The organism is Pimelobacter simplex, assembly GCF_024662235.1.
GTDB lineage: Bacteria > Actinomycetota > Actinomycetes > Propionibacteriales > Nocardioidaceae > Nocardioides.
In genome coordinates this window covers 2,462,150-2,486,943 of sequence record NZ_CP096276.1, presented here as the reverse complement: position 1 = coordinate 2,486,943, position 24,794 = coordinate 2,462,150, and the positions used below count along the sequence as shown (strand labels likewise).

At 66.4% G+C, this 24,794-nt stretch carries 19 protein-coding genes; 1 reads left to right on the top strand and 18 read right to left on the bottom strand.

Annotated elements, in window-relative coordinates; genetic code table 11:
• Positions 1–30 precede the first annotated feature (30 nt).
• From M0M48_RS12280 to M0M48_RS12265, 4 genes are all read right to left on the bottom strand, one after another.
• Positions 31–402 carry a TIR domain-containing protein gene (locus M0M48_RS12280; protein WP_257751344.1) on the bottom strand — a complete coding sequence of 124 codons (372 nt, stop codon included), beginning with the start codon at positions 400–402 and terminating at the stop codon, positions 31–33.
• Positions 403–528: 126 nt separating this feature from the next.
• Complete coding sequence (locus tag M0M48_RS12275) at positions 529–1,338, bottom strand: hypothetical protein (RefSeq protein ID WP_257751343.1); 810 nt, start codon at positions 1,336–1,338, stop codon at positions 529–531.
• A 371-nt stretch (positions 1,339–1,709) separates the two neighbouring features.
• A complete protein-coding gene (locus M0M48_RS12270) occupies positions 1,710–2,498 on the bottom strand; it encodes a DUF1883 domain-containing protein (protein ID WP_257751342.1) in 789 nt (262 codons plus the stop codon).
• Positions 2,499–2,508: 10 nt separating this feature from the next.
• A complete protein-coding gene (locus M0M48_RS12265; RefSeq protein ID WP_257751341.1) occupies positions 2,509–2,754 on the bottom strand; it encodes a DUF2188 domain-containing protein in 246 nt (81 codons plus the stop codon).
• A 355-nt stretch (positions 2,755–3,109) separates the two neighbouring features.
• Here M0M48_RS12265 and M0M48_RS12260 point away from each other — a divergent pair.
• Positions 3,110–4,383, top strand: a protein-coding gene (locus M0M48_RS12260) for an IS3 family transposase (RefSeq protein WP_257751310.1) whose coding sequence is annotated in 2 segments (ribosomal slippage) — positions 3,110–3,458 and positions 3,458–4,383 — 1,275 coding nt in all. Because the reading frame shifts where the segments join, the coding sequence is not laid out codon by codon here.
• A gap of 446 nt (positions 4,384–4,829) precedes the next feature.
• On the opposite strand, the gene istB is transcribed toward M0M48_RS12260, so the two are convergent.
• The 14 genes from istB to M0M48_RS12190 form a co-directional block, all read right to left on the bottom strand.
• The gene (istB, locus tag M0M48_RS12255; protein ID WP_257751254.1) at positions 4,830–5,657 is read right to left on the bottom strand and encodes an IS21-like element helper ATPase IstB; all 828 of its coding nucleotides are present in this window, start codon (positions 5,655–5,657) and stop codon (positions 4,830–4,832) included.
• Entirely contained in the window at positions 5,654–7,015 is a 1,362-nt protein-coding gene (istA, locus tag M0M48_RS12250; protein WP_257751255.1) for an IS21 family transposase, read from the bottom strand. The genes istB and istA overlap by 4 nt, the downstream gene beginning before the upstream one ends.
• A gap of 233 nt (positions 7,016–7,248) precedes the next feature.
• Entirely contained in the window at positions 7,249–8,298 is a 1,050-nt protein-coding gene (locus tag M0M48_RS12245; protein WP_257751340.1) for a hypothetical protein, read from the bottom strand.
• A complete protein-coding gene (locus tag M0M48_RS12240) occupies positions 8,285–8,590 on the bottom strand; it encodes a hypothetical protein (RefSeq protein WP_257751339.1) in 306 nt (101 codons plus the stop codon). Before M0M48_RS12240 ends, M0M48_RS12245 begins: the two co-directional genes overlap by 14 nt.
• A complete protein-coding gene (locus M0M48_RS12235) occupies positions 8,587–10,248 on the bottom strand; it encodes a TniQ family protein (protein WP_257751338.1) in 1,662 nt (553 codons plus the stop codon). Before M0M48_RS12235 ends, M0M48_RS12240 begins: the two co-directional genes overlap by 4 nt.
• Positions 10,238–11,584 (bottom strand): hypothetical protein, encoded by a 1,347-nt coding sequence (locus M0M48_RS12230; protein WP_257751337.1) that lies wholly within the window; start codon positions 11,582–11,584, stop codon positions 10,238–10,240. The genes M0M48_RS12235 and M0M48_RS12230 overlap by 11 nt, the downstream gene beginning before the upstream one ends.
• Positions 11,581–12,639: a TniB family NTP-binding protein gene (locus M0M48_RS12225; RefSeq protein WP_257751336.1), complete on the bottom strand. Its 1,059-nt coding sequence runs from the start codon at positions 12,637–12,639 to the stop codon at positions 11,581–11,583. The genes M0M48_RS12230 and M0M48_RS12225 overlap by 4 nt, the downstream gene beginning before the upstream one ends.
• Positions 12,639–14,813: a Mu transposase C-terminal domain-containing protein gene (locus tag M0M48_RS12220; RefSeq protein WP_257751335.1), complete on the bottom strand. Its 2,175-nt coding sequence runs from the start codon at positions 14,811–14,813 to the stop codon at positions 12,639–12,641. The genes M0M48_RS12225 and M0M48_RS12220 overlap by 1 nt, the downstream gene beginning before the upstream one ends.
• Entirely contained in the window at positions 14,810–15,571 is a 762-nt protein-coding gene (locus M0M48_RS12215; RefSeq protein ID WP_257751334.1) for a TnsA-like heteromeric transposase endonuclease subunit, read from the bottom strand. Before M0M48_RS12215 ends, M0M48_RS12220 begins: the two co-directional genes overlap by 4 nt.
• A 684-nt stretch (positions 15,572–16,255) precedes the next feature.
• Entirely contained in the window at positions 16,256–19,192 is a 2,937-nt protein-coding gene (locus M0M48_RS12210) for a type I restriction endonuclease subunit R (RefSeq protein ID WP_257751333.1), read from the bottom strand.
• On the bottom strand, positions 19,192–20,373 hold the full coding sequence (locus tag M0M48_RS12205; protein ID WP_257751332.1) for a restriction endonuclease subunit S: 1,182 nt from the start codon (positions 20,371–20,373) through the stop codon (positions 19,192–19,194). The genes M0M48_RS12210 and M0M48_RS12205 overlap by 1 nt, the downstream gene beginning before the upstream one ends.
• The gene (locus M0M48_RS12200; RefSeq protein ID WP_257751331.1) at positions 20,370–21,863 is read right to left on the bottom strand and encodes a type I restriction-modification system subunit M; all 1,494 of its coding nucleotides are present in this window, start codon (positions 21,861–21,863) and stop codon (positions 20,370–20,372) included. The genes M0M48_RS12205 and M0M48_RS12200 overlap by 4 nt, the downstream gene beginning before the upstream one ends.
• On the bottom strand, positions 21,860–23,407 hold the full coding sequence (locus M0M48_RS12195) for a type I restriction-modification system subunit M (RefSeq protein ID WP_257751330.1): 1,548 nt from the start codon (positions 23,405–23,407) through the stop codon (positions 21,860–21,862). The genes M0M48_RS12200 and M0M48_RS12195 overlap by 4 nt, the downstream gene beginning before the upstream one ends.
• A gap of 102 nt (positions 23,408–23,509) precedes the next feature.
• On the bottom strand, positions 23,510–24,637 hold the full coding sequence (locus M0M48_RS12190) for a CHAT domain-containing protein (RefSeq protein WP_257751329.1): 1,128 nt from the start codon (positions 24,635–24,637) through the stop codon (positions 23,510–23,512).
• Positions 24,638–24,794: the final 157 nt, after the last annotated feature.

Sequence of the window (24,794 nt, the reverse complement as noted above, 5' to 3'; positions counted from 1 at the left end):
GTGGTCACCGGAGTTCCAGGCTAGAGCGCGTCAGAGGGAGTCGATGAAGCCGGCGATGTTGGCGTCGGTCCAGGTCACGGTCGTGACGCCAGCGATCGCGGTCCGGTCGTTGGAGTAGGCCCAGATTCCTCGGATCGGCTTCTTCTCCTCCTTGGCGCACTGGATCTCCCACTTCTGGCCGCTGGACGTCAACGAGTTCTTGCTGACCAGCACGATCACGCCGTGAGAGCGCTTGATCCGCGTGCGGACGCGATCCTTCCACTCCTTGTCGTAGGGCTCCTTCACCGACATGTCGATGAACTCGTACGGAGCGCGCGGGTGCAGGGTCTGTCCCTTTAGAAGGTCCCGCTGCCGCTCATCCTCGATCGCGAACGCAACGAAAAGGGTCTTCTTGTCTGCCATGGGTGTGCTCCTAACTAGATGACTGGTCTGGTGCCATGGATGATCTGCGGCTGACCTGCTGCTGTGCGGCGGGCGGCGCTTGCCGAAGTTAGCCGGTGGCTCCGACAGTTCGGCCGGAACGCGAGCTCACAAGGCCACCAGCCGATCGGGGGCGAGCGTCGCCAGACGTCGGACATCCCCGGCGAAGATCAGAAGCTCCCGCGCCAGCAATCGGGGCTCAAAAACGGTGAGCTCACGTGCGACGGTGGCCGTAAGCGGTGAGCCGAAGTGCTCGATGGGCGAGTCGACGAGTACAGCCCTGCAGGCCCGAATCACGATGAGGAGCTCGACGTCAACCAGGTAGCGCGTCCCCGCAGGTATGCCGCGTCGCATGTTCCTGTGACAGGCGAGGTCGAGGCGTTCGAGGGCTTCGAGGACGGCGTCCGTGCGGGCCGCTGCCTTACTTGGGGGCGCTCCTGCTTCGACGGCCGCGACCATCGAACGACTGGCCGCCGCAAGGGCGTCAGCTGCCTCAGCGAGGCGACGTACGGCTTCGTCTGTGGCAGCGCGGTCGGCGCGTGCCCAGCCGACAAGGACGGCGGTGAGACCAACCATGGCGACCGCGACCGCCCTGGTGTCTCTCACACCGAGTGCAACGACCGCGCCGACCAGCGCGACCGGGATCGCGATGGTCGTGAATTGTCGTGCCGTTGAGAGCTCCCGCCACCAAACAGCCTGCGTGAGAGCGACCGCCGGCAGATCTGCGACCCGGACCATCATCGTCAGACACCCGGCCATGACCGCGAGCAACAGCGCGTTGGCCAGGTAGTGAGCAACATCGGGCGACCATTCACCACGAAACACGGCCGCCCCGAGAAGCACCACCGCGGCCAGCGCCGCGAGCACCTCGACTGCGATCAGCATAGTGGTCAGTGCGAGTCCGATGACCCTGATCATGCGTAGGAGGCGGCCCAAGCGGCGATGCCCGTGGGCGCCTCGCCTCGCGAGGTCGACCACCCCCAGCAACATCACCGTGGGGCCGACTACTGCTGCGACTGCGCCAAGCCAATTCCAGGACGGCCCGATGAAATAGAGAGTCACCATCCCAACGGTCAGGAGTGACATCCCGGCCATGACCTGTGCCCACGACCGCCATCGGGGCGTATCAGCCCTTCGACGCCCGCGAGGCATCTCGTCGCGAAGGTCAACGGCGCGCTGCATCAGCAGGCCGCGAGCTGCGCCGAAACGACGTCTGTCAGGCATCACCCTGGTGCCTGCAGGTGGCGAGGCCGGACCCACCACCGATGGTTGGCCATCGAGCGTGGTGGTCACGCCACGTCCTCCTCTCTGCCCCCGACGACAGCGGCGATCTGCTCGGCCATGTCTTCGATCGAGACGGTGTCCGTGCTCAACGCGACCTTGTCGGCCAACGACGGACTGTAGGAACGCACCTGATCTCCGGTTAGGTTGTGCCAGATGGGCAGGAGGGTCTGCTCGCCGGCGACAGTCCGGGTGACCAGGCCGTCGAGCTCGTGGTTGGTCCATCCCTTGCCGAAGAACCGCTCAGAGAGGATCACGATCCCGAAGCGGCTCGCCCGGATTCCTTGGTCGATCTTTCGACGGAGGCTGTCGCCGACGGTGAGCTCGGTCTTGTCGAGCCAGACGCTGACGCCGAGATCGACAAGAGCGTCGCGCAACGGAACGGCCACGGCCTCCTTGTCCTCGCTGGCGTGGGAGATGAAGACGTCCCAAGTCTGCCCACCCAGGACGCCGCCGTCGGGTTCTGCCGGTTCACGAACTTGGACGTCGCTGATCGGACTCCGCTCCCGGATCGGGGGCAGCAGGCCGGGTGGAGGCGACTGCACTGCGACACTCGCTCGGACCCGCCCAGCGAGGCCGCCGAGGTCGACGACGACGAACCAGTGGCCGCTGTTGGGGATGGGGAGGTGGACGGGCGACTTGGTGGCGCGGCCGCCGTGGAAGGAAAAGCGCCGCCCAGCCTTGAGTGCGCGGTAGTCACTCGCGGTCATCAAGCGGACGTTCGCCTGCTTGTCGAGGGTGACGACCGCGACCGCGCCCTTCGTCTGCTGCTTTAGGTCGAAGTAGAGGTGCTGCATGACCCGGCGCTCACTTCTTATCGCGCGGAGGATTGGGGTCGTTGCCCGGCGCGATCGTGTCGGAGTCGCGGATACGGCCGTCGCGTCCGTGGATCAGGACCTCGCCGCCGCCGGCGTTGCCGACGATCTCGCCTGCTCGGCGTACAGCGTCGGCCTGGGTGTCGGTGTGGGCGCTGGAGCGCTGGGCACCGGGAGCACGGACGTCCCAGCCGCCATCCTGGTTGGGGACGACGTGCCTGCGGTTGTTATTGCTCATGGTCTTCTCCTGCTGGATCTCATCTTGTGGGTCTGGCTCGTCCGGTGATGAGATGCAGGTGCAAGTCGCATGCGATCACCTCGCGTGCCGCGGGCGTCTGGTGGCTAGACCAGGCGCCCGCACTGCGTTGCACGCCAGTTTGCGCTTGAATATTTTCACGCGATTTGATCTGGCCTTTCGCGGCGCGTCAGGCCAACTGATCGGCGTGTCGACTCTCACCGATCACCATTCTGACCTGCGCGAAGCGGTAAGTTGTTTTCGCGCGATTTATTGGAGGTCTTGGATGGGGCCTGACCCCGGTTCTTGGACACGCTGAATCCAGCATCTGCTGGGGAAGCGAGATGATCCAGGAACCATGGCCAGGAAGAACTACTCCGAGGAGTTCCGTCGTCAGGCCGTCGACTTGTACGAGTCCACCCCGGGCGCCACAGTCCGCGGCATCGCCGAGGACCTCGGCATCGTGCGCGGCACCCTGCGGCACTGGCTCGAGGTCTACGGGACCGGCAAGAAGACCGCCGCTGACGGGACACTGACCTCCAGCCCACTGCAAGCCACGCCGTCGAAGTCGAGCCAGTCCGGGCCGGCCGATGAGACGCCGGAGCAGAAGATCGCCCGGCTCGAGGCCGAGAATGCGGCGCTGCGGGCAGAGACAACGAAGCTGACGACCGAGCGGGAGATCCTCCAGCGGGCGGCCAAGTATTTCGCCGGGGAGACGCGCTGGTGAGTCGCTTCCAGTTCGTCGCCGACAACTCCGCCACCTCCCGCCCTGGCTGGACGGTGAAGCGACTGTGTGAGCTCGTCGAGATCGAGCGCTCCTCCTACTACGCGTGGAAGGCCGGGGCACCAGCGCGGGCCGAGCGGGCCGCCGCGGACGCCGCGCTGGTCGAGCGGATCCGCAAGGTCCACGAGGCTGACAACACCCAAGGCGCGCCTCGGATCACCGCCGACCTCAACGACGGCGCACCGCCTGAGCAGCGGGTCAACCACAAGCGCGTCGCCCGCGTGATGCGTGCGGCCGGTATCTGCGGCTACGTCAAGAAGCGACGCGTGCGGACCACGATCCCCGAGCCATCGGGACAGAAGGTGCCCGATCTACTCAAGCGGGACTTCACCGCCCCGGCGCCGAACCAGCGCTACGTCGGCGACATCACCTACCTGCCGATCGCAGACGGCACCAACCTGTACCTGGCCACCGTGATCGACTGCTACAGCCGTCGGCTCGCGGGCTGGGCGATCGCGGATCACATGCGCACCGAGCTCGTTGAGGACGCGCTCAAGGCCGCGGCCGCGACCCGCGGATCACTGGCCGGGGCGATCTTCCACAGCGACCACGGGTCGGTCTACTGCTCGAAGGACTACGCCAAGCTCTGCGCGAAGCTCGGCGTGACCCAGTCGATGGGTGCCGTCGGGTCCTCGGCCGACAACGCGTTGGCGGAGTCATTCAACGCCGCGCTGAAGCGGGAGGTCCTCCAAGACGAGCGGACCTGGTCCGACGAGCTCGCCTGCCGTCGCCAGGTCTTCAAGTGGCTGACCCGCTACAACACCCGGCGGCGCCATTCGTGGTGTCGCTACCTGTCGCCGATCGCCTACGAGACCGGCCACGCCGCTACGCTGCAGCCCGCCGCGTAATCACACCCCGTGTCCAAGATCCGGGGGTAGGGCCCGATGTCAGAGGCGACGGTCACCCGGCTAGATCAGGCATCGGACAGAGACGTCCAGACTGCGGAATGCGCCAACCCACGGTGTGATGAGGTCATCCAGCGCCGTGGCGGACGGGGGCGCCCGCGGGATTATCACGACGACGAGTGTCGCCGAGCCACAGCGGAGGTGAAGCGGCGCCTCGAGTCACGCCTGGAGCACTACAAGGAACAGGTCGCGATCCTCAGCGAGCGCTACGCCCCCTACGAGAAGGCACCCGGCATGGGCGAGTCGCGCGGACCTGCCGACGCAACGAAACTCACTGCCGAGCAGATTCGGATCGCGCGTGAGGCCGTCAGCAAGGTGGACGGTGCTGCTGATGGCGCTCGCCGAAATTCCCCAGGGTCGCTCATCTAAGTTCCCCACCCTGGGCGGTGTCACTGTAGCGGTCGGCGGGTGCCGGTCGCGGCGTGACGGAGTGCTTCGTTCTTGGCGTGGTGGTCGCGGAGTCGGTAGGAGTCGCCGTCCAGGTTGAGCACCACAGAGCGGTGCAGCAGCCGGTCGAGCATGGCGGCGGCGACGGTGGTGTCGCCGAGCACTTCGCCCCAGCCTGCGACGCCGCGGTTGGTGGTCAGCACGATGCTGGTCTTGAGGTAGCGCTGGGACACGACCTGGAACAGCGCGGAGGCGGCTTCGCCGGGCAGCGGCAGGTAGCCGAGCTCGTCGATGACGAGGAGGGTGGGGCCGGCGAAGAACCGCATCGTGGTGGCCCAGCGTCCTTCGATGGCGGCGCGGTGGCAGCGGGCGGCAAGGTCGGCGGCGGTGGTGAAGTAGGTGCGGTAGCCGGCTTCGGCCGCAGCCCTGCCGAGCCCGACGGCGAGATGGGTCTTCCCGACACCTGGCGGTCCGATCAACAAGACGTTGGTCGCGGTGTCGAGGTAGCGGCAGGTCGCGAGCTCCTCGACGAGCTTTTTGTCGACGCCGGGGGCGGCGTCGAAGTCGAAGTCGGCCAACGTGGCCGGGGTCGGCAGGGATGCGAACCGGAGTCGGCCGGCGAGCCTGCGGGCTTCGGTGGCTTCGACCTCACGGGCGAGCAGGTGCTCGAGCGTCGCGGTCATCGACCACTCTTCGGCTTCTGCTTGGGCGAGCACGCCGGGGAGGTGTTCGGCGGCCGCGGTTAGCTTCAAGGCGGCGAGGTGGCCGCGCAGCTGCTGGTAGAGGCTGGCCTGCGTACCGTTCATCGGCACGGTCAGGGAGTCGGTCATGTGAGGGTGTTCCTTCCGGTTGCTGCTCGGTCGTACTTGGACAGGTCGATCACCACGTCGTCGCTGGAAGCGGCGGTGGCGGTGAGGTCGTCGGGTTGCTGGCGAGCGCGCAGGACGTCGGCGGCCGCCAGGGCCGCGGGGCCGGGTGGGATGCGTTCCTTGCGGCGGTGCGGGCGGGAGGTGTCGTGGCCTGCCAGGACGAGCTGCTCGAGCGCGATCACGTGGCCGTGGTCGCGGACCATCACCCCGGCGCCGTCGGGTGCGAGCTCGTGGCGGGCGATCACGATCCCGCTGCTGGTGGCGATGTCGACGTGCGGGTCGCCGAGGCGCTGGGACACGACGACCTGGGCTCGGGCCAGCTCGGGCGGGACGGAGTAGAAGTTCCCGCGCCAGGCGACCAGTGCCTGCGCCGACACCGTCCGGTCCTCGCGGATCGTGGCGGGGAACGGCGTGGCCGGCACCGGCGCCAGTGGTTCGCGTTCGGCGACCGTGAGCACGCTGGCTCGGCCGTCGACGGCGGATGGACGCAGCCGGGCATCACCACGCAGCTCGCAGAAACGGTCCAAGGAGGCTTGGGCTTCCTCGATGGTGACGTCGTCGGGCAGGGTGCGCCACCAGCGTTGCGCGGCGGTGTGATTGGACTTCTCGACCACGCCCTTGCGGTTCCCGCGTCGCGGCGGGCAGATCGCGATCTGGACGCCGTAGTGCTTGGCCACCGCGGCGAACGTCGCGGTCACCTTGCCCGACTCCGGGTGGCACACCGTGGTCATCCGGTCGAAGCGCCACTTCTTCGTCAGTCCACCCAGCTTGCGGGCGACGGCGTCGAGTCCGGCGATCAGGTGCGGCTGCTGCTCGGTCGGAGCCAGTTGGCCGCGCCACTTGCCGGAGTGGGCCAGCGCGCCGACGAGCAGGTGCGCGTTCTTGCCCCATCCCCAGGCCGCTGGCGGGTTGGGGAGCTCGAGCCAGTCCCACTGGGTCTCCTCACCCGGCGGATGCTCGATCGGCGCGTTCGCCCGGCCCTTCGTCGCGCTGCAGGGCTCGCAGTGCGGCCGCAGATCCCGGGTGCGGATCTGGCGGGTGAACGTCGGATACGACCGGTCGTAGCCCAGCGCGGTGACCTCGTCGAACAACGTCACCGCCCACAGGTGCGGGTCCTCGGTCAGACGTGCGCGGACGTAGTCGAGGTACGGCTCGAACGGGTCGTCGTCGGCGGGCTTCCGTTCCCCGGCGACCCGCTCGCCGTCGAGGTAGGCGCGGATGGTCTTGCGGTCCCGGCCCAGGTGCCGGGCGATCGCAGAGATCGTCCAGCCCTGCCGGCGCAACGCGTGAGCGTCGATGTCTTCCTCCCGTGTCAGCATGGGAAGCGAGGGCTCCTTCGTGAGATGGCTGGTGGTCAGAGACCGCCATCTTCGAAGGAGCCCCACCCGCTTCTGGTGGAGCCACGGGGTGGGGAATTTCAGTGAGCAGAACTGGGGAGATTCAGCTGAGCGCCATCACTGCTCCGTTCCTTCGCAAGCACGATGGCGAATTTGCGGCTCAGCTGATCGAGCTCTTCGATGCTGTCGCTCCGGTCGTTCGCTCACATCTCTGATCACCTGCCTGCGAAGGCGCGAGCTGCGACCATGACGTTGGCTCCGCCAACACCGACTTCGCCATCGCGGAGCACGCGTGCTGGCGCGATGTCGTCGAGCAGCGGATTGCGGCCTTGGAACCATGCCTGGATGACGGACGCGGTGTCGTTCTCGCTGAGCAGCGTGGCTGCCTGGTAGGCAACACGAAGACGCTCGATGAGCTCGTCCGGAGGTGCGCTGTCGGCAGCAAAGTCCGCCCAGGCTCGCACGGTTCGCGTGTCTGCCACGGAGCTCAGGTAGGCGACCAGCTTGGTGCCGAGCAGGTCGCACAATCTCTGGACGAGCTCGGGAGTACCAAGTCGATCTTCGTGCTGGACCGCGCCGTCCGGACCCGTCGGATCGGGCTCAGGGATCGTGCCGCTGCGACTCCTGATTGCCGCGCGAAATGAGGCGAGCGCAGATTCGTACGCGACGGTGTTGAGCCGACTGAGAGGGATGCTGTCGTGGTCGTAGGTGCGCCACACCATCCCGGTCACGAAGGCCCATAGGTGGCTGGGCGGGACGGTGAAGGTCGTGCGCGGGCTGCGGCGACTAATCCAGACCAGGTCAGTACCGCGCGACGAGAGGACGATGACGTCGCCTCGCTCGTCGCTGTGCTCGTGGTCGACCGGGAGGAAGTTCATGACCGCCAGTGGCTCGACGCCGCGGCGCAGGAGGTCGGCGAAGTCGTTCTCCGACTGGGTTGTCGGTGCGAGGTCGTCGGTGAGGAAACGTAGGACCGCCTCTGCCCGCTCCAGGCCGGCGAGGATGCCGTCCGGTTCGGCAACACGGGTCCAGTGCTGAAGAATCTCAACGAAGACCGCAGGCTCATCGGTGTGGTCCGCGCCGTACACGCGTTCCCTGACAGCGCCGTCGGGCTCGGGGATCTGAGCGGTGAACGCGAAGTCGCCGAACGGCCCGGGCGTGGTGAAGTCGAGCGCGACGTCGACGCCCTCTGCCTGCGGGACGACGAACACAGGCTTGGTTGTCCGAGGCTCGGCGGAGCTGCCGGCGTCGTCATCGGTGGGCATCCCGACCTCCTCTCCACTGGTGTCTCGGCTGCGCCGTTCCCCGGCTGGTGGTCATCTGCTCATGGTGGCCCGATGAGGTGGCCTGGTTCTGGTTCTCCACAGGCACCGGATCTGCTGAGAGCCGGATGGGTCGAATCTGGACGGCGATGCTGATGGCGTCCTGGTCGTCGGTGAAGCAGCGGCAGCGTTCGAGGTGCTCGTCCCTGGCCTCGCGGGCGGCGTCATGGGTGAGGTGGACGCTGAGGAGTTCCTCGCAGTCCCACAGTCCCCAGATCTGCGTTGCGGTCTTCATCCGGTCCTCCTCGTCGCTACGGCGGTGCTGCGGATCAGTTCGGCCAGTGCGTCGGTCGCGGGCTGGTCCAGACGCCGGACGAACGCGCGGTAGTGCGCACAGTCGTGGCGGGCTGGCGGGTGCTGCCAGCCGGGGCTGGTGTCGATGTGTCCGTGCGCGTACTCGGTCCACAGCCAGGTGACGGCGTATTGCTGGCTGGCCGCGTGGCTCCCGGGCAGGTGGATCCGCGCCCAAGGTCGGTACCAGCCGCAGCGGCGTGCGAGGCGTCGTACCGCGTCCTCCCGGGCGCGGTAGTCGACGGCTGGGGCGAGTTGGTTTGCGATTCGGGTCAGCGCCGCTATGAAGTCGGCACCCGAGACGAGGAGGTCAGCGGTGCAGGCGCGGGCGGTCTTCGACCCGAGCGCTGGAGGGAGTCCGAGTGCCGCGGCGGCCTGGGCCCACGTGAGGTTTCCGCGGTGTTGGCGGGCGAGGCACAGGCTGACGAACAGGCGCCCGGTGCGGGCGGTGACGTCGAGCATGCCGGAGACGTGCCGGGCGTAGACGATGGCCGGGACTACCTGGGGGACCGCGGTCAGCGGCAGGAGGCTGCCGGAGTTCTCGAGCAGCGTTGCCAGTCGTCGCCGCGAGGCGGTGGCGGCCATGACCAGGTGGGTGAGGAGCGGCGTCATGGTGGTGTGATCGGCAAGCCAGCCGAGCTGGCCGTCGTTGGTCACCGGTGTGAGCTCGGTCCAGCGATGGAGTTTGTCCGCGGCGTCGTCGATGCTCCCTGCTCGGAGGATCTCGTCCGCTGCGGCGAGGGCCTGGCCGCGGAGCTGCAGGTTCGCTGGCGGGGCAAGTCCCCAGCGAACGCCGCGGGGCCCGGCGGTGCGTTCGCGGTCGGCGCGGGCAGTATCGGCCCATGGCGCAAGGTCCTCACCGCCCGGCTGGACGGCGAGGTGCAGGAGGAGCACGGACAGCGACTTGAGTTCCCGCAGGTAGTCGCTGGGGTCCATGAGGTCGCCGAGGACAGCGACTGGCCGACCTTGCAGGGCGTCGTCGATGCGGCGTTGGGCGACAAGCACCGCGGCAGGTGCCGCCATGGCGTCGAGTTCACCGAGAGGCTGCTGGCATCCACGTCCGCGGGCTCCGCCGGGGTTTCCGCAGCGATCAGGGGATGTGTCGATCGCGCGCAGGGGTGTGCGGTGTGAGCGGAACCGTCTTCCGCAGGTGGGACAGTGATCGATGAGCCACAGGCAGTGCTCGGTGCAGGTGGTGACCCACGGGTGGCGCCAGCTGAGTTGCCAGATCCCGTCGCCTTGGAGGCAGCGTGGGCACAGGGCGGTGCCGTGGGCTGGCGGCCACCCCCGGGCGGCGACTCGACGCCAGGTGTTCTTGTTCGCGGGGTCGAGTCCGTCGGTGTCGATGCCGACCATGCTGGCCAAGGTGCAGCACCGCAGCGCGACTGGGTCGAGTCTGGTCAGCGCGGCAAGGTTCGCGATCACCGGCTCTGCTGGTGCGATGGTCAGGAAGGCTGTGGGTGCGCCGGGTTGGGAGAGGCGCTGGACGAGGGCTGGGTGTGGGAGCGCGTTCGCGGACCCCAGTCGCTCGAGGTACCCGTCGAGCGCTTCTCCGGCGACGGGGGCGATGGTGACCGGTAGCGGTGTCAGGTCAGCCGGCATCGGCGTGTCTCGCTGCCCGTGTGAGCGTCTGTTGGGCGTCGCGGGCGACGTCGTCGGCAACGGCTCCGAGGTGCTGGTGGCCGTACTCGATGAGGGTGAGTCGATCCTCTCCGAGGAGCGCTTGATCGAAGGAGCGCAAGTCCCGTCGCATTCCAGCGTGGTGTGGGCTCAGGCTGAGCGTGCCCTGGGTGAGCTCCAGCCAGATCCAGGCGGCGGCCAGCCTCTGGTTGCGTGGCGTGCGAGGCACGGCGGTGGGCGCGAGCGTTGAGGTCGGGACGGAATGCAGAGTCGTCAGGACCGTGCGGCGGTGGCGGTAGTCGCAGATGTCAGCGTGCGCGAGTCGGTCGGTTTCCCGAGCCAGGATCCGCAGTCCAGCGGATGTGTTGCCAAGGTGGTGGACGTAGGTCGCGGTCATGGGCTGCTTGCGCAGGTCGCCGTACCGATCGTCCAGCTGGGCGAGGGTGGGACGTGTTCCGGTGGCTGCGTGGATGGCTTCGCGGCGCAGGGCGCGCGCGATGCCGTGGCCGAGGTCTTCGCCGGCCGTGTCGACGTCCAGGGCCCGGTGCCGGGGGTGGAGGTAGTCGGGGATCGCGGCCTCGGTGATCCGCGAGCTGCGGAGCTGGTCGTGGAGCGCCTGGCGGGCCGCCGGGCAGTCGTCCTCCGGGGCTGGGGTCTCGCCGAGGTGGGTCAGCGTGCGTTCGCCGATCAGGTCGCGCGTTGCCTGGACGGTCCGGCTGGCCGGCCAGGCGTGTTCGGCGAAGCCGGCGATCCAGGCGGGGTTCTGCCACGACCCGGCCGGTCGGGCGCCCGTGGCGGCGCAGATGGCGGCGGGCCCGGTGGCGAGGTGAACGTGGAGGCGCAGGAGGCGCAGCAACCGAAGGCGGCGGTCGGCGAATCCGACAGCTGGCGTTTGCATTCCACGCAGGAGGGCGTCCTGCATCTCCAGTGCGTGAACCGCTCTGTCGGCAGTGAGGCCGGCGTTGAGAGGGGAGTGGCAGGTCGGGCAGTGGCTGACCCAGACCAAGCCGCTCCACAGGCTGCCGATCCCGCACACCGAGCAGATGGTTCTGTCGCTGCGCCGGAGCTCGATGCTCGTCGGCTTTCGGCCGTGCCGCCCAGCGAGTCGGTGGTGGAGGGTGTGGGTGCGCAGTCGGCGCGTCTGCAGCCCCAGGGTGCAGGCGAGGGCACCCATCTGGCGTTCGGTGATGCGGTCGTTGACGCCGTACGGATAGAGGGTGTGGACCGGGATGCCGGTGGTCGTACTGAGGCGTCGCAGCATCGAGGCGATCGACTCGTCCAGGTGCGGGTCGATGCTGACCGGGAGTCGAGGCGTCATCGGGGCGCCGTCTTGGCCGGGGCTCGCTTCGCGGTCGTGGCTCGGGCCTGGTCGATCTGCGAGTCCTGTGCGCGCTGGCTCACCCAGATCGGGTCGAGGATCGCGTGGTCGAGCGGTGCACCGGTCTCGATCGCGACGGCGGCGGCGTCGATCAACAGGCGGGTGGTGTCGCCGACGTACCCCTGAGCGCGGCGCCACAGGTAACCGGCCAGACGGGACGAGAAGAGACCTGGCTCCTCGTCGGGCAGATACGGGAGGAGCAGGTCCTCGCAGTTCTTCAAGAATCGCTGCCACTGCGCGCGACCCGTTGCCGTGTCGACTTCGTAGGGGGCGAGGGTGTGCTCGGAGAGCCGGCCGCGGATCTGGGGGTCGCTGAGCACGTCACCACCGGTCAGTTCAGCGCCAACGAGCATCAGGACGCCTCCGACCTCGCCGAGTTCGGTGTTGAGGTGCTTGACCGCGTTCAAGGTGGCGCGGCCGGTGACCGAGGTGGCGCGGAGCATGTGGGCGTCGTCGAGGATGACGAGCCGGACGCCGTGGGTCTGGAGTGCCTTGACGGCGCGCAGCGCCAGCGTGCGCTCCACGCCGCTGGCCGGGTAGCCGACGAAGGAGAGGATCTGGGTGTAGAGGTCCTTGCTGCGCGACTCCGAGAGGAGGGTGAGGTAGCAGACCGGGACCAGGTCTGCGGTGACCCCAGGCTTCGGGGTCCATCGGGGCCGGGGCGATCGGATTGGCTTCGCCCAGGTTCGGTAACGGTCCTGTGCCCAGCTCTTGATGAGCGTCGACTTGCCGGCGGTGTACGGCGCTGAGAGGGCCAGGATGGTGCGGGCGCCGGGCGGCTCGAGGAGTGCGGACTCCAGCGCGCGGTCGATCGCGCTGGCGGTGGCGGTGTGCACGGGCGAGGAGACACATTGCGCCCGCAGAGCAGCGCGCACCGCGTCGGCGTACGTGCTCTTGCCCATCTGGCTCATCGCGTCCAGGTCGGCGGCGGTGACTGGCTGCGGCGCAAGGACCGTGGCTTCGGTTGCCTGGTGGTGCCACATCTCGGCGTCCATCAGTCGCCCACCTCGTCGTAGTCTGGCCACTCCGCGTCGAGGTCGAACCCGTCGTCGGCCTCCGCGCGCCGCCGTCGGAGCGGTGTGACCACGCCGTCCTGGTCGCCGTCGAACATCGCTGCCGCTTCTGCTGCTTCGGCGTGGTCGCGTTGGGCCTGCTCCCAGCGCAGTCGGGCGGCGTACCCCTTGGCGCGTGCTTCAGCGGTCTCCTCTGCCGAGGTCAGCTGGCCGAGCTCGGCGATGATCTGCCGCCACGTGGACTTTCGATTCAGGGCGGTGTTGCCTCCGCGTTCGGCGATGCGCGCGAGGGCGCGTTCGTGCATCCAGTCGCCCATGGGCATGTCGAGGAGGTGGCGGGCCTTCCAGGGGATCTCGTGGATTCGGCCGGTGTCGGGGTGGCGGAACCAGATCCGGGAGACGTCGCGGGGGTCGTAGTGGAACGGCGCTTTGCGGGAGTCGGCCTGGAAGGCGCCCCTGCGCACGTCACGGAATTCAGCGAGGACCGGGGCGTCGTAGACGAGGTTCTTGTACTCCACGCCGGCGTGGCCGATGGTCAACCAGCGGATCGGGAGGAACTGGTAGATCAGATCCGGATGCTGCGGCACGTGGAGACGGCCGGTGACCTCGTGCATAGCGTCCCACATCTCCAGCGGGGTCAGCCGCGCCGACGGAGCACCCGGCAGGACAAGGCCCTCGTGCCACGAGCGGTGGTAGTCGAGAGCGACGAACCGGCGCAGGTGGCGTTCCAGCTCGGGTGCTGTGAGGAGCTTGTCGCCTGTGGCATCGACCTTGCGGCCGCGCTCGGCGACGTTGCGGCCCTTGTAGCCCGGTAGTTGCTGGTAGGCGCGTTGCAGTGTCTCGTGCCAGCGCTCAACGTGAGGATTGTCTGTCGGCTTTGAACCGCGGGACAGCATCAGGTCGATCCCGAAGTCACGCAGCAGAGCGATGAAGTGCTCAGACAGGAAGACCGACCCGTGGTCGCATCGGATCGACGACGGCCGAACACCGGGCTTGTGATGAACGCCCTGGAGGCTCTGGCCGGGCGGGATGATCCGCTTCGGTGAGCGATGCACCGCGACCTCGGACAGGTCCAGCGACTCGGGCACGCCGCACCAGCGCCAGTCATCGACCGTGGTGCCGTCGACAAGCATCGACATCGGCCGCATGACGTCGTACAGCAGGAGGCCTGCCTCGAGCGCGTTTCCCGAGCGTGGCGTGACGCGCAGGCCAACCACGACGCGGGTTGCGACGCTGATCGCTGTCAGGATCTCGACACTGACCGGCCTCTCGCGCAATTCGTCCCACACCAGGACGTCGGCGCGGGTGGCGTCGATCGCGACGTGGCTGGGATGCATCGCGGGAAAGCTGGTGTGAGCCGACGCCTTGCGGCGCAGATGCCGCGAACGCTGCGCCCGTGTACTTCTTCCCAGTGCACGTTGGCGTTCGGAGAGGTACTCCTGAAACAGCCGCTGCGGTAGAACAACGTCGCTGAGGCCATCGGCCTTCATCTGCAGCCGGATGTCCGCCTCGATGGTGGTGGTGTTGACCTTCGAGATGTCGCCGTCGAAGCGGGCAAGCACGTCGTCCGCGATCTCGCGCACACGTTCATCGAGCTCATCGAATCCGCGCCGGCCTTTGGTGGCTCTCTTGTCGACGAGACCCCTGAGGCCTTCCGCACGCCAGGCGCGTATCCACGTCTGCACCGTGCTAGCCCCAACGCCGGCCGATTGAAGCTCGCCGTGTGCAACGCGCCTGAGGACCTGGCGGTCAGACTCCCTCTCGAAGGCAAGTTGGCGAGCCATCGCCTCGCAACGACGGGTCTCGCTCAGGCCCGGGTCGCTGACGTTCGAGTACGGCTCTCCGGGTTGGGCAAACCGCGCGAAGCCGGCTCGGTAGCCGCTCAGGACTTCCATCACCACCTCGAGCTTGTCGAGAGCGTCCCGCCGAATCGGCGCCGACAGGCCAGACCACCACGGCTCCAGAGCAGCTATCACGGGTGTCGCTCGTCCGTCGCAGACGGGCACTCCCTTGATCTCGTTGTAGGGCACCTCGCGACGAGCACCGACGCTCGTCTCGAACATCACGGTGTGGCGGCCGAACTGTACGACGACGAGATACCCGTCCTCGCCGAGAACGCGATCGCCGATGGCCAGGCCAACCTTCGCCTGCGTCACGCCCGACACGCTGCAACCTCGGTCGCGGGATGGAGTCGAGTGCTCAGGTCCACCACCAGCCGGCCGCTCCAGATGAGATGCCACACAAGCGAGACCTGCTGCTCGTCCTCCCGCACCAAGTCACCAAGGCGCGCGCCGCTCGATGCACGATCGATCAGCCGTTCTTCCCAGCGATCCGCCCAGTCGGGCCGGTGGCGGTATCCGTGTAGCCACATCAGGTTGAAGCGGTGCACGTCGGAGACCCCGTTGAAGACGCTGAACCTCCAGCCCACATCGGCTGCCGCAGATGACGTCGCATCCATGAGGGCGACGAACTCCACCGTCCGTGCGACGTGCTCTGGTCGGACGTCCCAGAGCGTCACTTGACCGGCTACGTCGACTGCGAGGAGGTCAGGAACGTGACTTGCGGCCCGGCGACCGGCATCGAGCCACTCGAGTCGACAAGGCTGTGTGGTGATCCATACCGTGCGGGGATCACGGTCAAGAACCCGAAGTAGGTCGTGCTCGAGACCGGACTCCAGCACCACGTGCTCTCGTGTCGTCGTACTGAACGCGCGAACTGGGACGTGCCGGGACCTCGCTCCAGACGCGGGCGTTCGGACCGGGGACAGCTCTCGAAGGTCCGGCGGACCATCGCTCCAAGCCCACTCAAGAGCGTTGGCTCCTAGTTTGAAGGTCCATCGGACGGCGCCACCGAGACCTGCGGGCAGACGGACATCGCCATTAGAATCAGGCAAGGAAGATTCCCTCGCTTTCATGCGTGCATCGGGAATCGACCAGGAGGCGTACCCGTTGCCGCGGGTGCGCCTCTGCCCTTTTGGATGTCGGCGCTCGCCTTCAGATCGACTGTCGCAGCGTATGCCTGCTAGCGGTCGTGCACAAGAACCTGCCTGCGCATTTACCGATGGTCACGACGGCGCATGAACTATTCTCTCTATGGCGTCTATTCCACTGGAAAGGCGCGACTGCTCGCCAATTGTGCGCACACGGTGCACAATAAACACTGGACCGAGTACGTCGGCTTCACCAACACCCGCGACGGTGAGGCGTTTTGAGTCGCAGGATAGCTTCAGGGCTGGGAGGGTCATCGTGACCACGCTCGCGTCAAATGCGCATGGCTCGTCCGTGACGACCGACCGGCGTTGCGACAACCCAGACTGCACTACTCGTGTGGAGTGGACGGGGCGAGCAGGCCGACCCCAGCTGTACTGCACTCCGTCATGTCGCCAACGCGCGCTGAGCGCGGCGGCGCGTCTCCAGGCGGAGGCCGAACGCCTCGAGTCGGAGCTCGAGGACAGCCACCTCACTCACCGAGCCCGACGAGCGCTCTCAGCGGATCTGGCCAAGACAAGGTGGCTCCTCAGCGCCTTCCCGGAGTCGACTCGAGTTCGGGCTCATGGACCTGGCTAGATCTGTTGCGAGCTCCTCTGCTTTGACACCGGTCAGTAATACTCCCGGACGTAGCCGAGGGCCTTCTCGAAGACGTCGTTGTCGCGAATCTTGAACTGCACATAGAGCGTCTTCCGCAGCGCCTGGCGGACCTCCTGGTCGCCGCGGATGGTGGACTGCCAGCCCTCGAAGCGCACACCTCGCACGACCTCGTCGATCCGGTCGACCACGTTGGACACGATGATCGGTGTCTCGTCGCCCTTCAGCGCCTCGAAGAGTTCGGTGAGCGCGGCCTTGCCCTGCTCCTCACGAGGGGTCTCGTCGGCAGCCTTCTCGGCAGCGACGGTGTCGCGCGCGAGCTCGAGAAGCTCCCGGAGGAAGTCGAGACTCGACTGCTGGATGTCGGCATAGCGCTCGCGAAGGTCGTTGAGGCGCTGACCGAGTTCGATAAAGACGGGATTGTTGAGGTGACGCGCTATCCGGGCGGTGATCTGTTTCTCGATCTCCTCGATCGGGACGTCCTTACGCTTGCCGGTCATCAGGTCCTCGATCGTCTGGGCATCCAGAACGATCGTGTCGCCACCCTGGGGGATCTCGACCTGGACGTGTTCATTGATCAGGTCGATGGTCTTTGCGCCCAGCGCATGCCACACGAGGCGCCCAGCGATGTCGGAGGGGCGGACTGACTCATAAACGTCGGTGATCCACCGGTAGTCGTCGCGGAACGCGGCCAGCATCGGGTCGGGGCTGAGAGCCTCCCACAGTTGGGAGACCACGCTGTAAGCGGACCCGAACGCGTCCTTAGTGACGTCATCGGCGATCGCGGATTGTGCCTGGACGAGCCCCTCATAACCGCCCACAGTGCGGTCGACCCCTGGGAAGAACGCCAGTGCCGTCGCCATCGCAGGCGCCAGCTGCTTCTTGAGTTCCTCGATGTTGGAGACGACCTGTTGGACTGTGTTCTCGTCGAAAGCGAGCGACTTGGCGACGTCATCGAAGATCCCCAAGTAGTCGACGATCAGGCCGTGCGTCTTGTCCGGCGGGTACACCCGGTTGGTGCGAGTGATCGCCTGGAGCAACGTGTGCTCCTTGAGCGGCTTGTCGAGGTACTGGCAGTAGAGGATCGGCGCATCGAACCCGGTCAGCAGCTTTGCGGTGACGATGATGATCTTGAGCGGGTCTGCCGGGTCGTTGAAGCGGGCGACGACCTGCTCCAGCTCCTCGGCGCCAGGGGTCCACTTGGCCCAGTCGGGTGAGTCGCCACGGGACTTCGACATGACAACGGTCGATGCCTCGGGCCCCAGGTGCCCGTCGAGCTCGTTCTTGTAGGCGACACAGGAGGCTTTGTCGTAGGCGACGACCTGGGCCTTGAAGCCCTGCGGCTCGACCTTCGCCTGGAAGTGCGCCGCGATGTCGGCGGCGATCTTCGCGATGCGTGAAGGCGTCTTGATCAGGACCTCGATCGAGGCAGCCTTCTTCGACAGCGTGATCTTGTCGCTCTCGGACAGGTCACGGTCGACGGCCAGCTCTTCAAACGCCGCATCGATCGCCTCGTGGTCGATGTGGATCTCGGACAGCCGCGGCTCGAAATGGAGCGGCAGGGTGGCGCCGTCGCGGATGGAGTCCTGGAACGAGTACCGCGACAGGTAGCCGCCCTCGTCCTCGGGGGCGCCGAACCACTTGAAGGTGTTGCGGTCCCGCCGGTTGACAGGGGTGCCGGTCAGGCCGAAGAGGTAGGCGTTGGGCAGCGCCTCACGCATCTTCTGCCCGTAGTCACCCTCCTGCGAGCGGTGTGCCTCGTCGACCATCGCGATGATGTTCTGTCGCGCGTCGAGTACACCTGGCGACTCGCCGAACTTGTGGATGGTGGTGATGATGATCTTCCGGGCACCCTGACTCAGCAGTGTCTGGAGCTGCGCCCGGGAGTCAGTGGAGACCAAGCCGGGTACGTCGGAGGCGTTGAACGTACCGGTGATCTGGGTGTCGAGGTCGATCCGGTCGACGACGATCACGATCGTCGGGTTCGTGAGCTCGGCCATCGCTCGAAGCTTTAGAGCGGTGAAGACCATCAACAGCGACTTGCCGGAGCCCTGGAAGTGCCAGATCAGGCCCTGCTTGACCTTGCCGAGCAGCACACGATCGACGATCAGGTTGGTCGCCTGGAACTGCTGGAAGCGGGCGATGATCTTGATCTTGCGGTGCTTCTTGTCGGTCGCGTACAGCGTGAAGAACCGCAGGAAGTCCAGCACGGCACGTGGCGTCAGGACGCCCTCGACAGCCTCCTGGACGGCGACGAGTCCGATCTTGGCCGGCGCATCCTCGTCGGTCGGGTCCTCGCGCCAGGGACCCCAAAGCTCGACCGGCATCCCGATAGTGCCGTAACGGAAGTCCTTGCCCTCGGTCGCGAACGAGAACACGTTGGGGACGAAGAACGGCGGGCAACTCTGCTCATAGTCATCGTGGATCTGCGCCGCGCCATCGATCCAGGTATACGCCGGCCGGATCGGCGTCTTCGCCTCACCGATGACCAGGGGTAGCCCGTTGCACCACAGGACCAGGTCGAAGCGCTTCTCAAGCCGTCCCTGCTTAAAGGTGACCTCCGTCGAGACGATCCACTGGTTGGACGAGTCCTCGTCGAGGTGGTCGAAGTCGATCAGCCGGACCGTGGTGTGCTCGCCGTTCGCTCCAAACGGCATCGACTTCTGCCCGGTCAGCCACGCCACGAACTCTTCATTGGCGACAACGGGATGCGGGCTGTTGCGCGCGGAGATTAGGATCGCGCGGAGGTTGTAGATGACCTCGTCGGCCTTCGCCGGATCCGCCTCGATCTCCGGGTTGAGGCTGATCAGCGCGCCCTTGAGGACGCCTTCGAGCAGCACCTCGTCCGTACGACGGGGCAGCTCGCTCCCGGGAACGAACTGGACGTCGATGGATTCCACCAGGTCGCGAATGAAGTCGCGGACGGAGTTCGCCTCGTTGAACTGAGCCATCAGTCATCACCGAAGACTTCGGCTAGAAGTGCAGTGCCCAGATCCCGGGACGCCGAGAGGGTGTCCTCGGCCCGTCTGATCGCCTCCTCGATCTCAGCCGCCTCTCGAACGAGGTCGTGCTCGCTCGAGCCAACACTCGGGACGGGGATTTGCAGTTTCCGAAGGGCGCCAATGTTCAGGCCCTTTACGGCAAGTCCAGTCGTATGCCGGCGGATCTGTGTTCTGACAAAGTCTGACTCCAGCACGAGTCGCACGAATCTACGGTCATGCTCAGGTGCAATCGTCAGCCGAGCCGTGTCCTGCGTGATGTTGGCGCCATCGAGCGATGCGGGAACCTCCGCAAGGCGGCCAACGGTTCCTCGGATCGAAATGAGAAGGTCACCGGACTTCAGGGTCGATCGTCGATACTCATATGCAAGCTCCGGCGAGGTGAGGAGGAGTCCCTCTTCCTTGATATGACCCTCCGGGAAATCCCTCACCTTGACGACAGGAACACCACCGGGGTGCCCAGTGCCGGGCATCAGGATGCCGTACGTGATGGGGCGCCCAGGCTCGATCAGGGCGTCCAAGTCCACGGTGCCCGAGGTCGCAGCGATGGAGTGCATCCGGTCCTGCAAGTGGGCAGCCCGCAACTCTTGCCACGCGTTCACTGCACCGGCGCGGGCCCGTGATTCGTTCTCGACGGCCCAGAGAAGGTCGGCGATGCGCTTCTGCTCCTGGAGGGGCGGTAGGTCGAACTCGTAGCGTTGTAGTGGCCCCCAAAGCAGGCGAGGGTTCATTGACCCGGTGGCCTCGCTGGTCGCGTACTCGACGAACCGGTCGGAGGAGAGGACGAACGGCAAGAACTCCTGAAGCAGACCGTTCTCGGGAATGGCGTCAAGGACGTACGTCTTATCGGCTACGACACCAGAGAAGGCGACGACGCCCATCTTGCGCAGGTAGGGGCGAGCCGAGACGAAGAGGATCTGATCGGGCTGGAAGACATACCGGAAGGTGGAGCCCATCTGCCCGTCGGTCGGGTCACCCCAGCGTTCGACTGTGATCGAGTCGCTGGCGATGTGGCCGCCGGCGACGTAGCGCTCGATCCCTGCCTCGATAGGGTCGACCTGTTTGCGCGAGCGCGTGATCACGTCGCCGAGACGGACGCGCTTCCATGTGCACTTGTCCATGTTGAGGCTCACGCGGACACCTCTGCCCGGAGCATCGCGATGACGTCCTTGACGGCCGCATCCGATGCCGCCGCTGCCGCGCGCCAATTGCCAACCGTGTCCTCAATAGGTGCAGCCGCCGCTGCGTCGGCGACCTCGGGTCCGGCGACGTAGGCGGAAATCGCGAGGGTGTTGCCCTTTGCGGAGATCGCATCCAGGTCCGCGATCGCGGCGAATCCTGGCTTGACCTCGAAGCTGCGATAGGCATCCAGGATCTCGGTCTGGTGAGCGTCGCTAAGGAAGGACTGGGGGCCGTCTCGGTAGTAGGCCCGCTTCGCATCGACGAAGAGCACCTTGCGTCGCCGACCCGCAGGCTTTCGGGCGTTGAGGATTAGGACGATCGCTTCCATGCCCGAGTTGTAGAAGAGGCCATGGGCCAGCCCGATGACCGCTTCTACGAGATCAGACTCGATCATGGCTCGGCGTATCGCCGCCTCACCAACACGGTGCAGGACCCCATGAGGAAGGAGGATCGCCGCTCGACCGGCGTCCGGGTCGAGGCTCTTGGCGATGTGCTGGATGAAGGCGTAGTCGGCGGTGTTCTGCGGCGGGACTCCCCACAAGTTGCGCCCGTATCGGTCCTTCGCGAAGGCATCGCGGTTCCATGCCTTGATCGAGTACGGCGGGTTGGCGAGCACGACGTCGAAGGTCTGCAACCCGCCTTTGGCGTTGAGGAATGCCGGTCGGCTGAGGGTGTCGCCGTGGGCGACGTGGCCGTCTGTGATGCCGTGGAGGAACAGGTTCATCCGGGCGATGGCGGAGGTCCCATAGTTGAGTTCCTGCCCGTAGAGACGCAGGTTGCGCCACTCCTTGCCCTGTCGCTTCACCTCGGCCGCGGTTGAGATGAGCATTCCGCCGGTGCCGCAGGTCGGGTCGTAGACCGACTCCCCGGGTTGGGGTTCGAGCATCATTGTCATGAGGTGCACGAGTGTGCGGTTGGTGTAGAACTCCTGGGCGGTGTGTCCCGAGTCGTCGGCGAACTTCTTGATCAGGTACTCGTAGCCGTTGCCGAGCTCGTCTTCGGGCAGGTTGGCGATCGAGAGCGTCTTGGTGGAGAAGTGCTCAATCAGGTCGCTGAGGGTCGAGTCGGGGAGCAGGTCCTTGTTGCCCCAGTCGCCGTCGCCGAAGACTCCTGGCAGGGTGTCGGGGTTGGCCTTCTCGATGGCGCGCATCGCGTGCAGAAGGTTGGTCCCGATGTTCTGGGTGAGGCCGCGGATGTCGTCCCAGTGGGAGCCGTCTGGGATGGCGAAGCGGTGGTTCTCGGGGAGGTCGGCGAGCTCCTCGTCGTCGTACACCTCCATGGCGGCGGCGTGCTCCTCGTCGTAGACGTCGGAGATCCGCTTCAGGAAGACGAGCGGAAAGATGTACTGCTTGTAGTCGCCTGCGTCGATGAGGCCCCGGAGCACGATCGCTGCGCCCCACAGGTAGGCCTCCAACTCGCGCTGGCTGATCTGCCGGCTCATGTTGAAAGCCCCCACTTCGCGAGCTCGGCTTCCAGCGCTGCGCGAGTCTGAGTCGCTTGCGCGTGTGCTGCTTCCAGGTGGGACAGGGCGTCGGCGAGGGTCAGCTTCTCGCCGGAGTCGGCGGGTGCGACGTAGAGCGGGATGTTGAGGTTGAAGTCGTTGGCTGCGATCTCCGCCAGGTCGACCACGCGGGACCGACCATCTGTATAGCCGTACAACTCGTAGGCATCCAAGATCGTCTGGGCGTGATCGGGCTCAAAGGTGTTCTGGTTGCGGCCGCGCTTGAAAAGGTCCTCGCCGTTGATGAACAGGACCTTGCCGCGCTCGTCAGGCTCCTTGTGGTGGCGCAGGATCAGCACACAGGCGGCCAGTCCGGTCCCGTAGAACAGGTTGGGCGCGAGCCCGATGACGGCATCGACGAGATCGGCCTTGAGGATGTGCGTGCGGATGCGGGCCTCGGCGCCCTGGCGGAACAGCGCACCTTGCGGCAGGACGACGGCGACGCGACCGTTCGTCGGCTTCGCCGAGGTGAGCATGTGCTGCACCCACGCCCAGTCCGCGTACCCCTTGGGTGGGACACCACCGAGCTGGTTGCGTCCCCACTTGTCCGACCCCCACTCGGGGTAGCCCCAGTTCTTCAACGAGAACGGTGGGTTGGCGACGACGCAGTCGAACTGGGCGAGGTGGTTCCCGCTGTAGAAAGCGGGGTTGCGCAGGGTGTCCTCGCGGACGATCTTGAAGTCCTCGACGCCGTGGAGCAGCAGGTTCATCCGGGCGATCGCCGAAGTGGCGAGCACCTTCTCCTGCCCGAAGAGCTTGCTCCACAGTGTCTTCGGGTTGCCGCCCGCGGCCTTCACATGGTCGATGACCTCGATCAGCATACCGCCGGTGCCGCAGGCTGGGTCGTAGACCGTCTCGCCCTCCTGAGGGTTGAGGATGTTGACGAGCAGCCCGACGATCGAGCGCGGGGTGTAGTACTCGCCCGCCTTCTTGTTGGATTGGTCGGCAAATCGCTTGATCAGGTACTCATACGCATTGCCGAACACGTCCGGTGCCACGGCTGCGTTGGTGAGCGGCTGGGCGGAGAAGTGCTCGATGAGATCAGCGAGTCTTCGGTCAGGCAGCTTGTCCTTGTTGGTCCAGCTGGCGTTGCCGAAGATGCCGTAGAGCGTGTCGGGGTTGGCCTTCTCGATCTCGCGGAACGCCGTCTGGAGCGCGGTCCCGATGTGTTGTGTGTGGCTGCGGACGTCGCCCCACAGACTGCCCTCGGGAATCGCGAACCGGTGGTTCTCCGCGAACAGAGCGAACTCATGGTCACCGCCGGACTCATCGAGCGCCTGGGCGTACTCCTCGAGGTAGACGTCGCTGATCCGCTTGAAGAACATCAGCGGGAAGATGTACGCCTTGAAGTCGGCCTGATCGATGCTGCCGCGCAGCAGATCCGCCGCCGAGGCGAGGTACTGCTCCAGCTCGGAAAGAGTGAGGGCGTCCTGGCGCCGCGGCAGCAGGGCGAGCGCAGCCGCGCGCGCCTCGTCCTCGGTCATACGGCTCCTCGTCATCGCACCACTACGCGAGGACAACCGTATCCACCATGCGGCAGGCGCGCGGACGAAAGGGTCCGGCAGCCCGCGCGGTGAGCGCGTTCGTTAGCTCGCGGCGTGCGGCGGTGTCACCAGGATGAGCGTCGCCGGATCAACATCATCGCGTGCACGAAGGGTCGGGAGCGTGGAATCGTCCGCCTGATCCGCGTCGATCATCGACGCCGCGAGCATCTGCACCTTGGCCTGCTCGACCGCCGAAGCGACGGACTGCGCCGAGGCCAGCGCGGCATAGAAGGACCTTGCGAAAACGATCGCAGCAGTGTCATCAAGCGCGTCGGACATGCCGATCACCAACGGGACGGTCTGCAGCAGATCGTCGGCTCCCTCGATGCTCTCGCATGCGTTGAGAACAACGAGCCGCGGTGGCTCGTCGGTCGCGCCAAGCAGCCGCGCTAGGAGCGAGAAATCGACGTCGTGTCCGTCCGTGTCACCAGCCTCGTTATCCATCCACACGCCGAGCGTGTCGGCGTGGCCCGAGAAGTGCACGACGTGCGGACGGTGGTCATTGAGTCCGTCCAGGAGATCGTTGAACGTCGCCGCGGGAGCGTGCTCAACGACGACGAGGTCGCGATACTTCGAGCCTCGAAGCCCCTGCTTCACCTGCCGAACCTCTTGGTCTACGCGCAGCCAGGCGCCTTGCTCAACAACAGAACCGTCGGGGCTCGTCACCGTTTTCTCGGTCGCGTCTGGGTTGGCGGTGAGGTAGAGGACGCGGAGCTGCTCCGGCCGGGGTGGTGTGACCTCGACGTAGCGAACCTGCGCCGGCGGAGCGCTTGCCTGCGCCACGGCCCGAGCGTGGTTGATCTCGTCTCGACGGCGGCGGGTGTCGTCGCGGCGCCGCGCACTCTCCGCGCTCCTCCGCTCCGACGCCTCAGCCGTGCGGAGAGACGTGGTCTTCGAAGCGATGCTCTTGTCGGCCGTCGCTATGTCCTTCCGCGCCTTCGCAATCTTGTCCTCGGCGGCCGCGGCCTTCTTCTCCTCGCGCTCGGCCGCTGCAAGAGCCGTCCTAACTGTGGTGGCGCTCTTGGAGCGACTGGCCTGTTCGCGCTTCTTCCGCGCCGCCTCGCGAGCAGTGGCGGCGATCTTCTCCTGCGCGGCGATCACCTTCGAGAAGCCAGCCTTCTTTGCCTCTAGGCTCGCGATCTCCCTTCGGAGTGTGTCGCTGCGCGCCATCGCTCAGTCCAATCTCTACTGAATCAGTGTTCTTGAGGCGAAAGTTCGATCGCCTCGTTTTGGCTGCATCTCGACAACAATCGGGTTGCGCAAGGAGTGGGCCGAAACTCTTCAACTTTCGGGGGGACGCCCTCTGACCTGCGCAAACGCGCGTCCC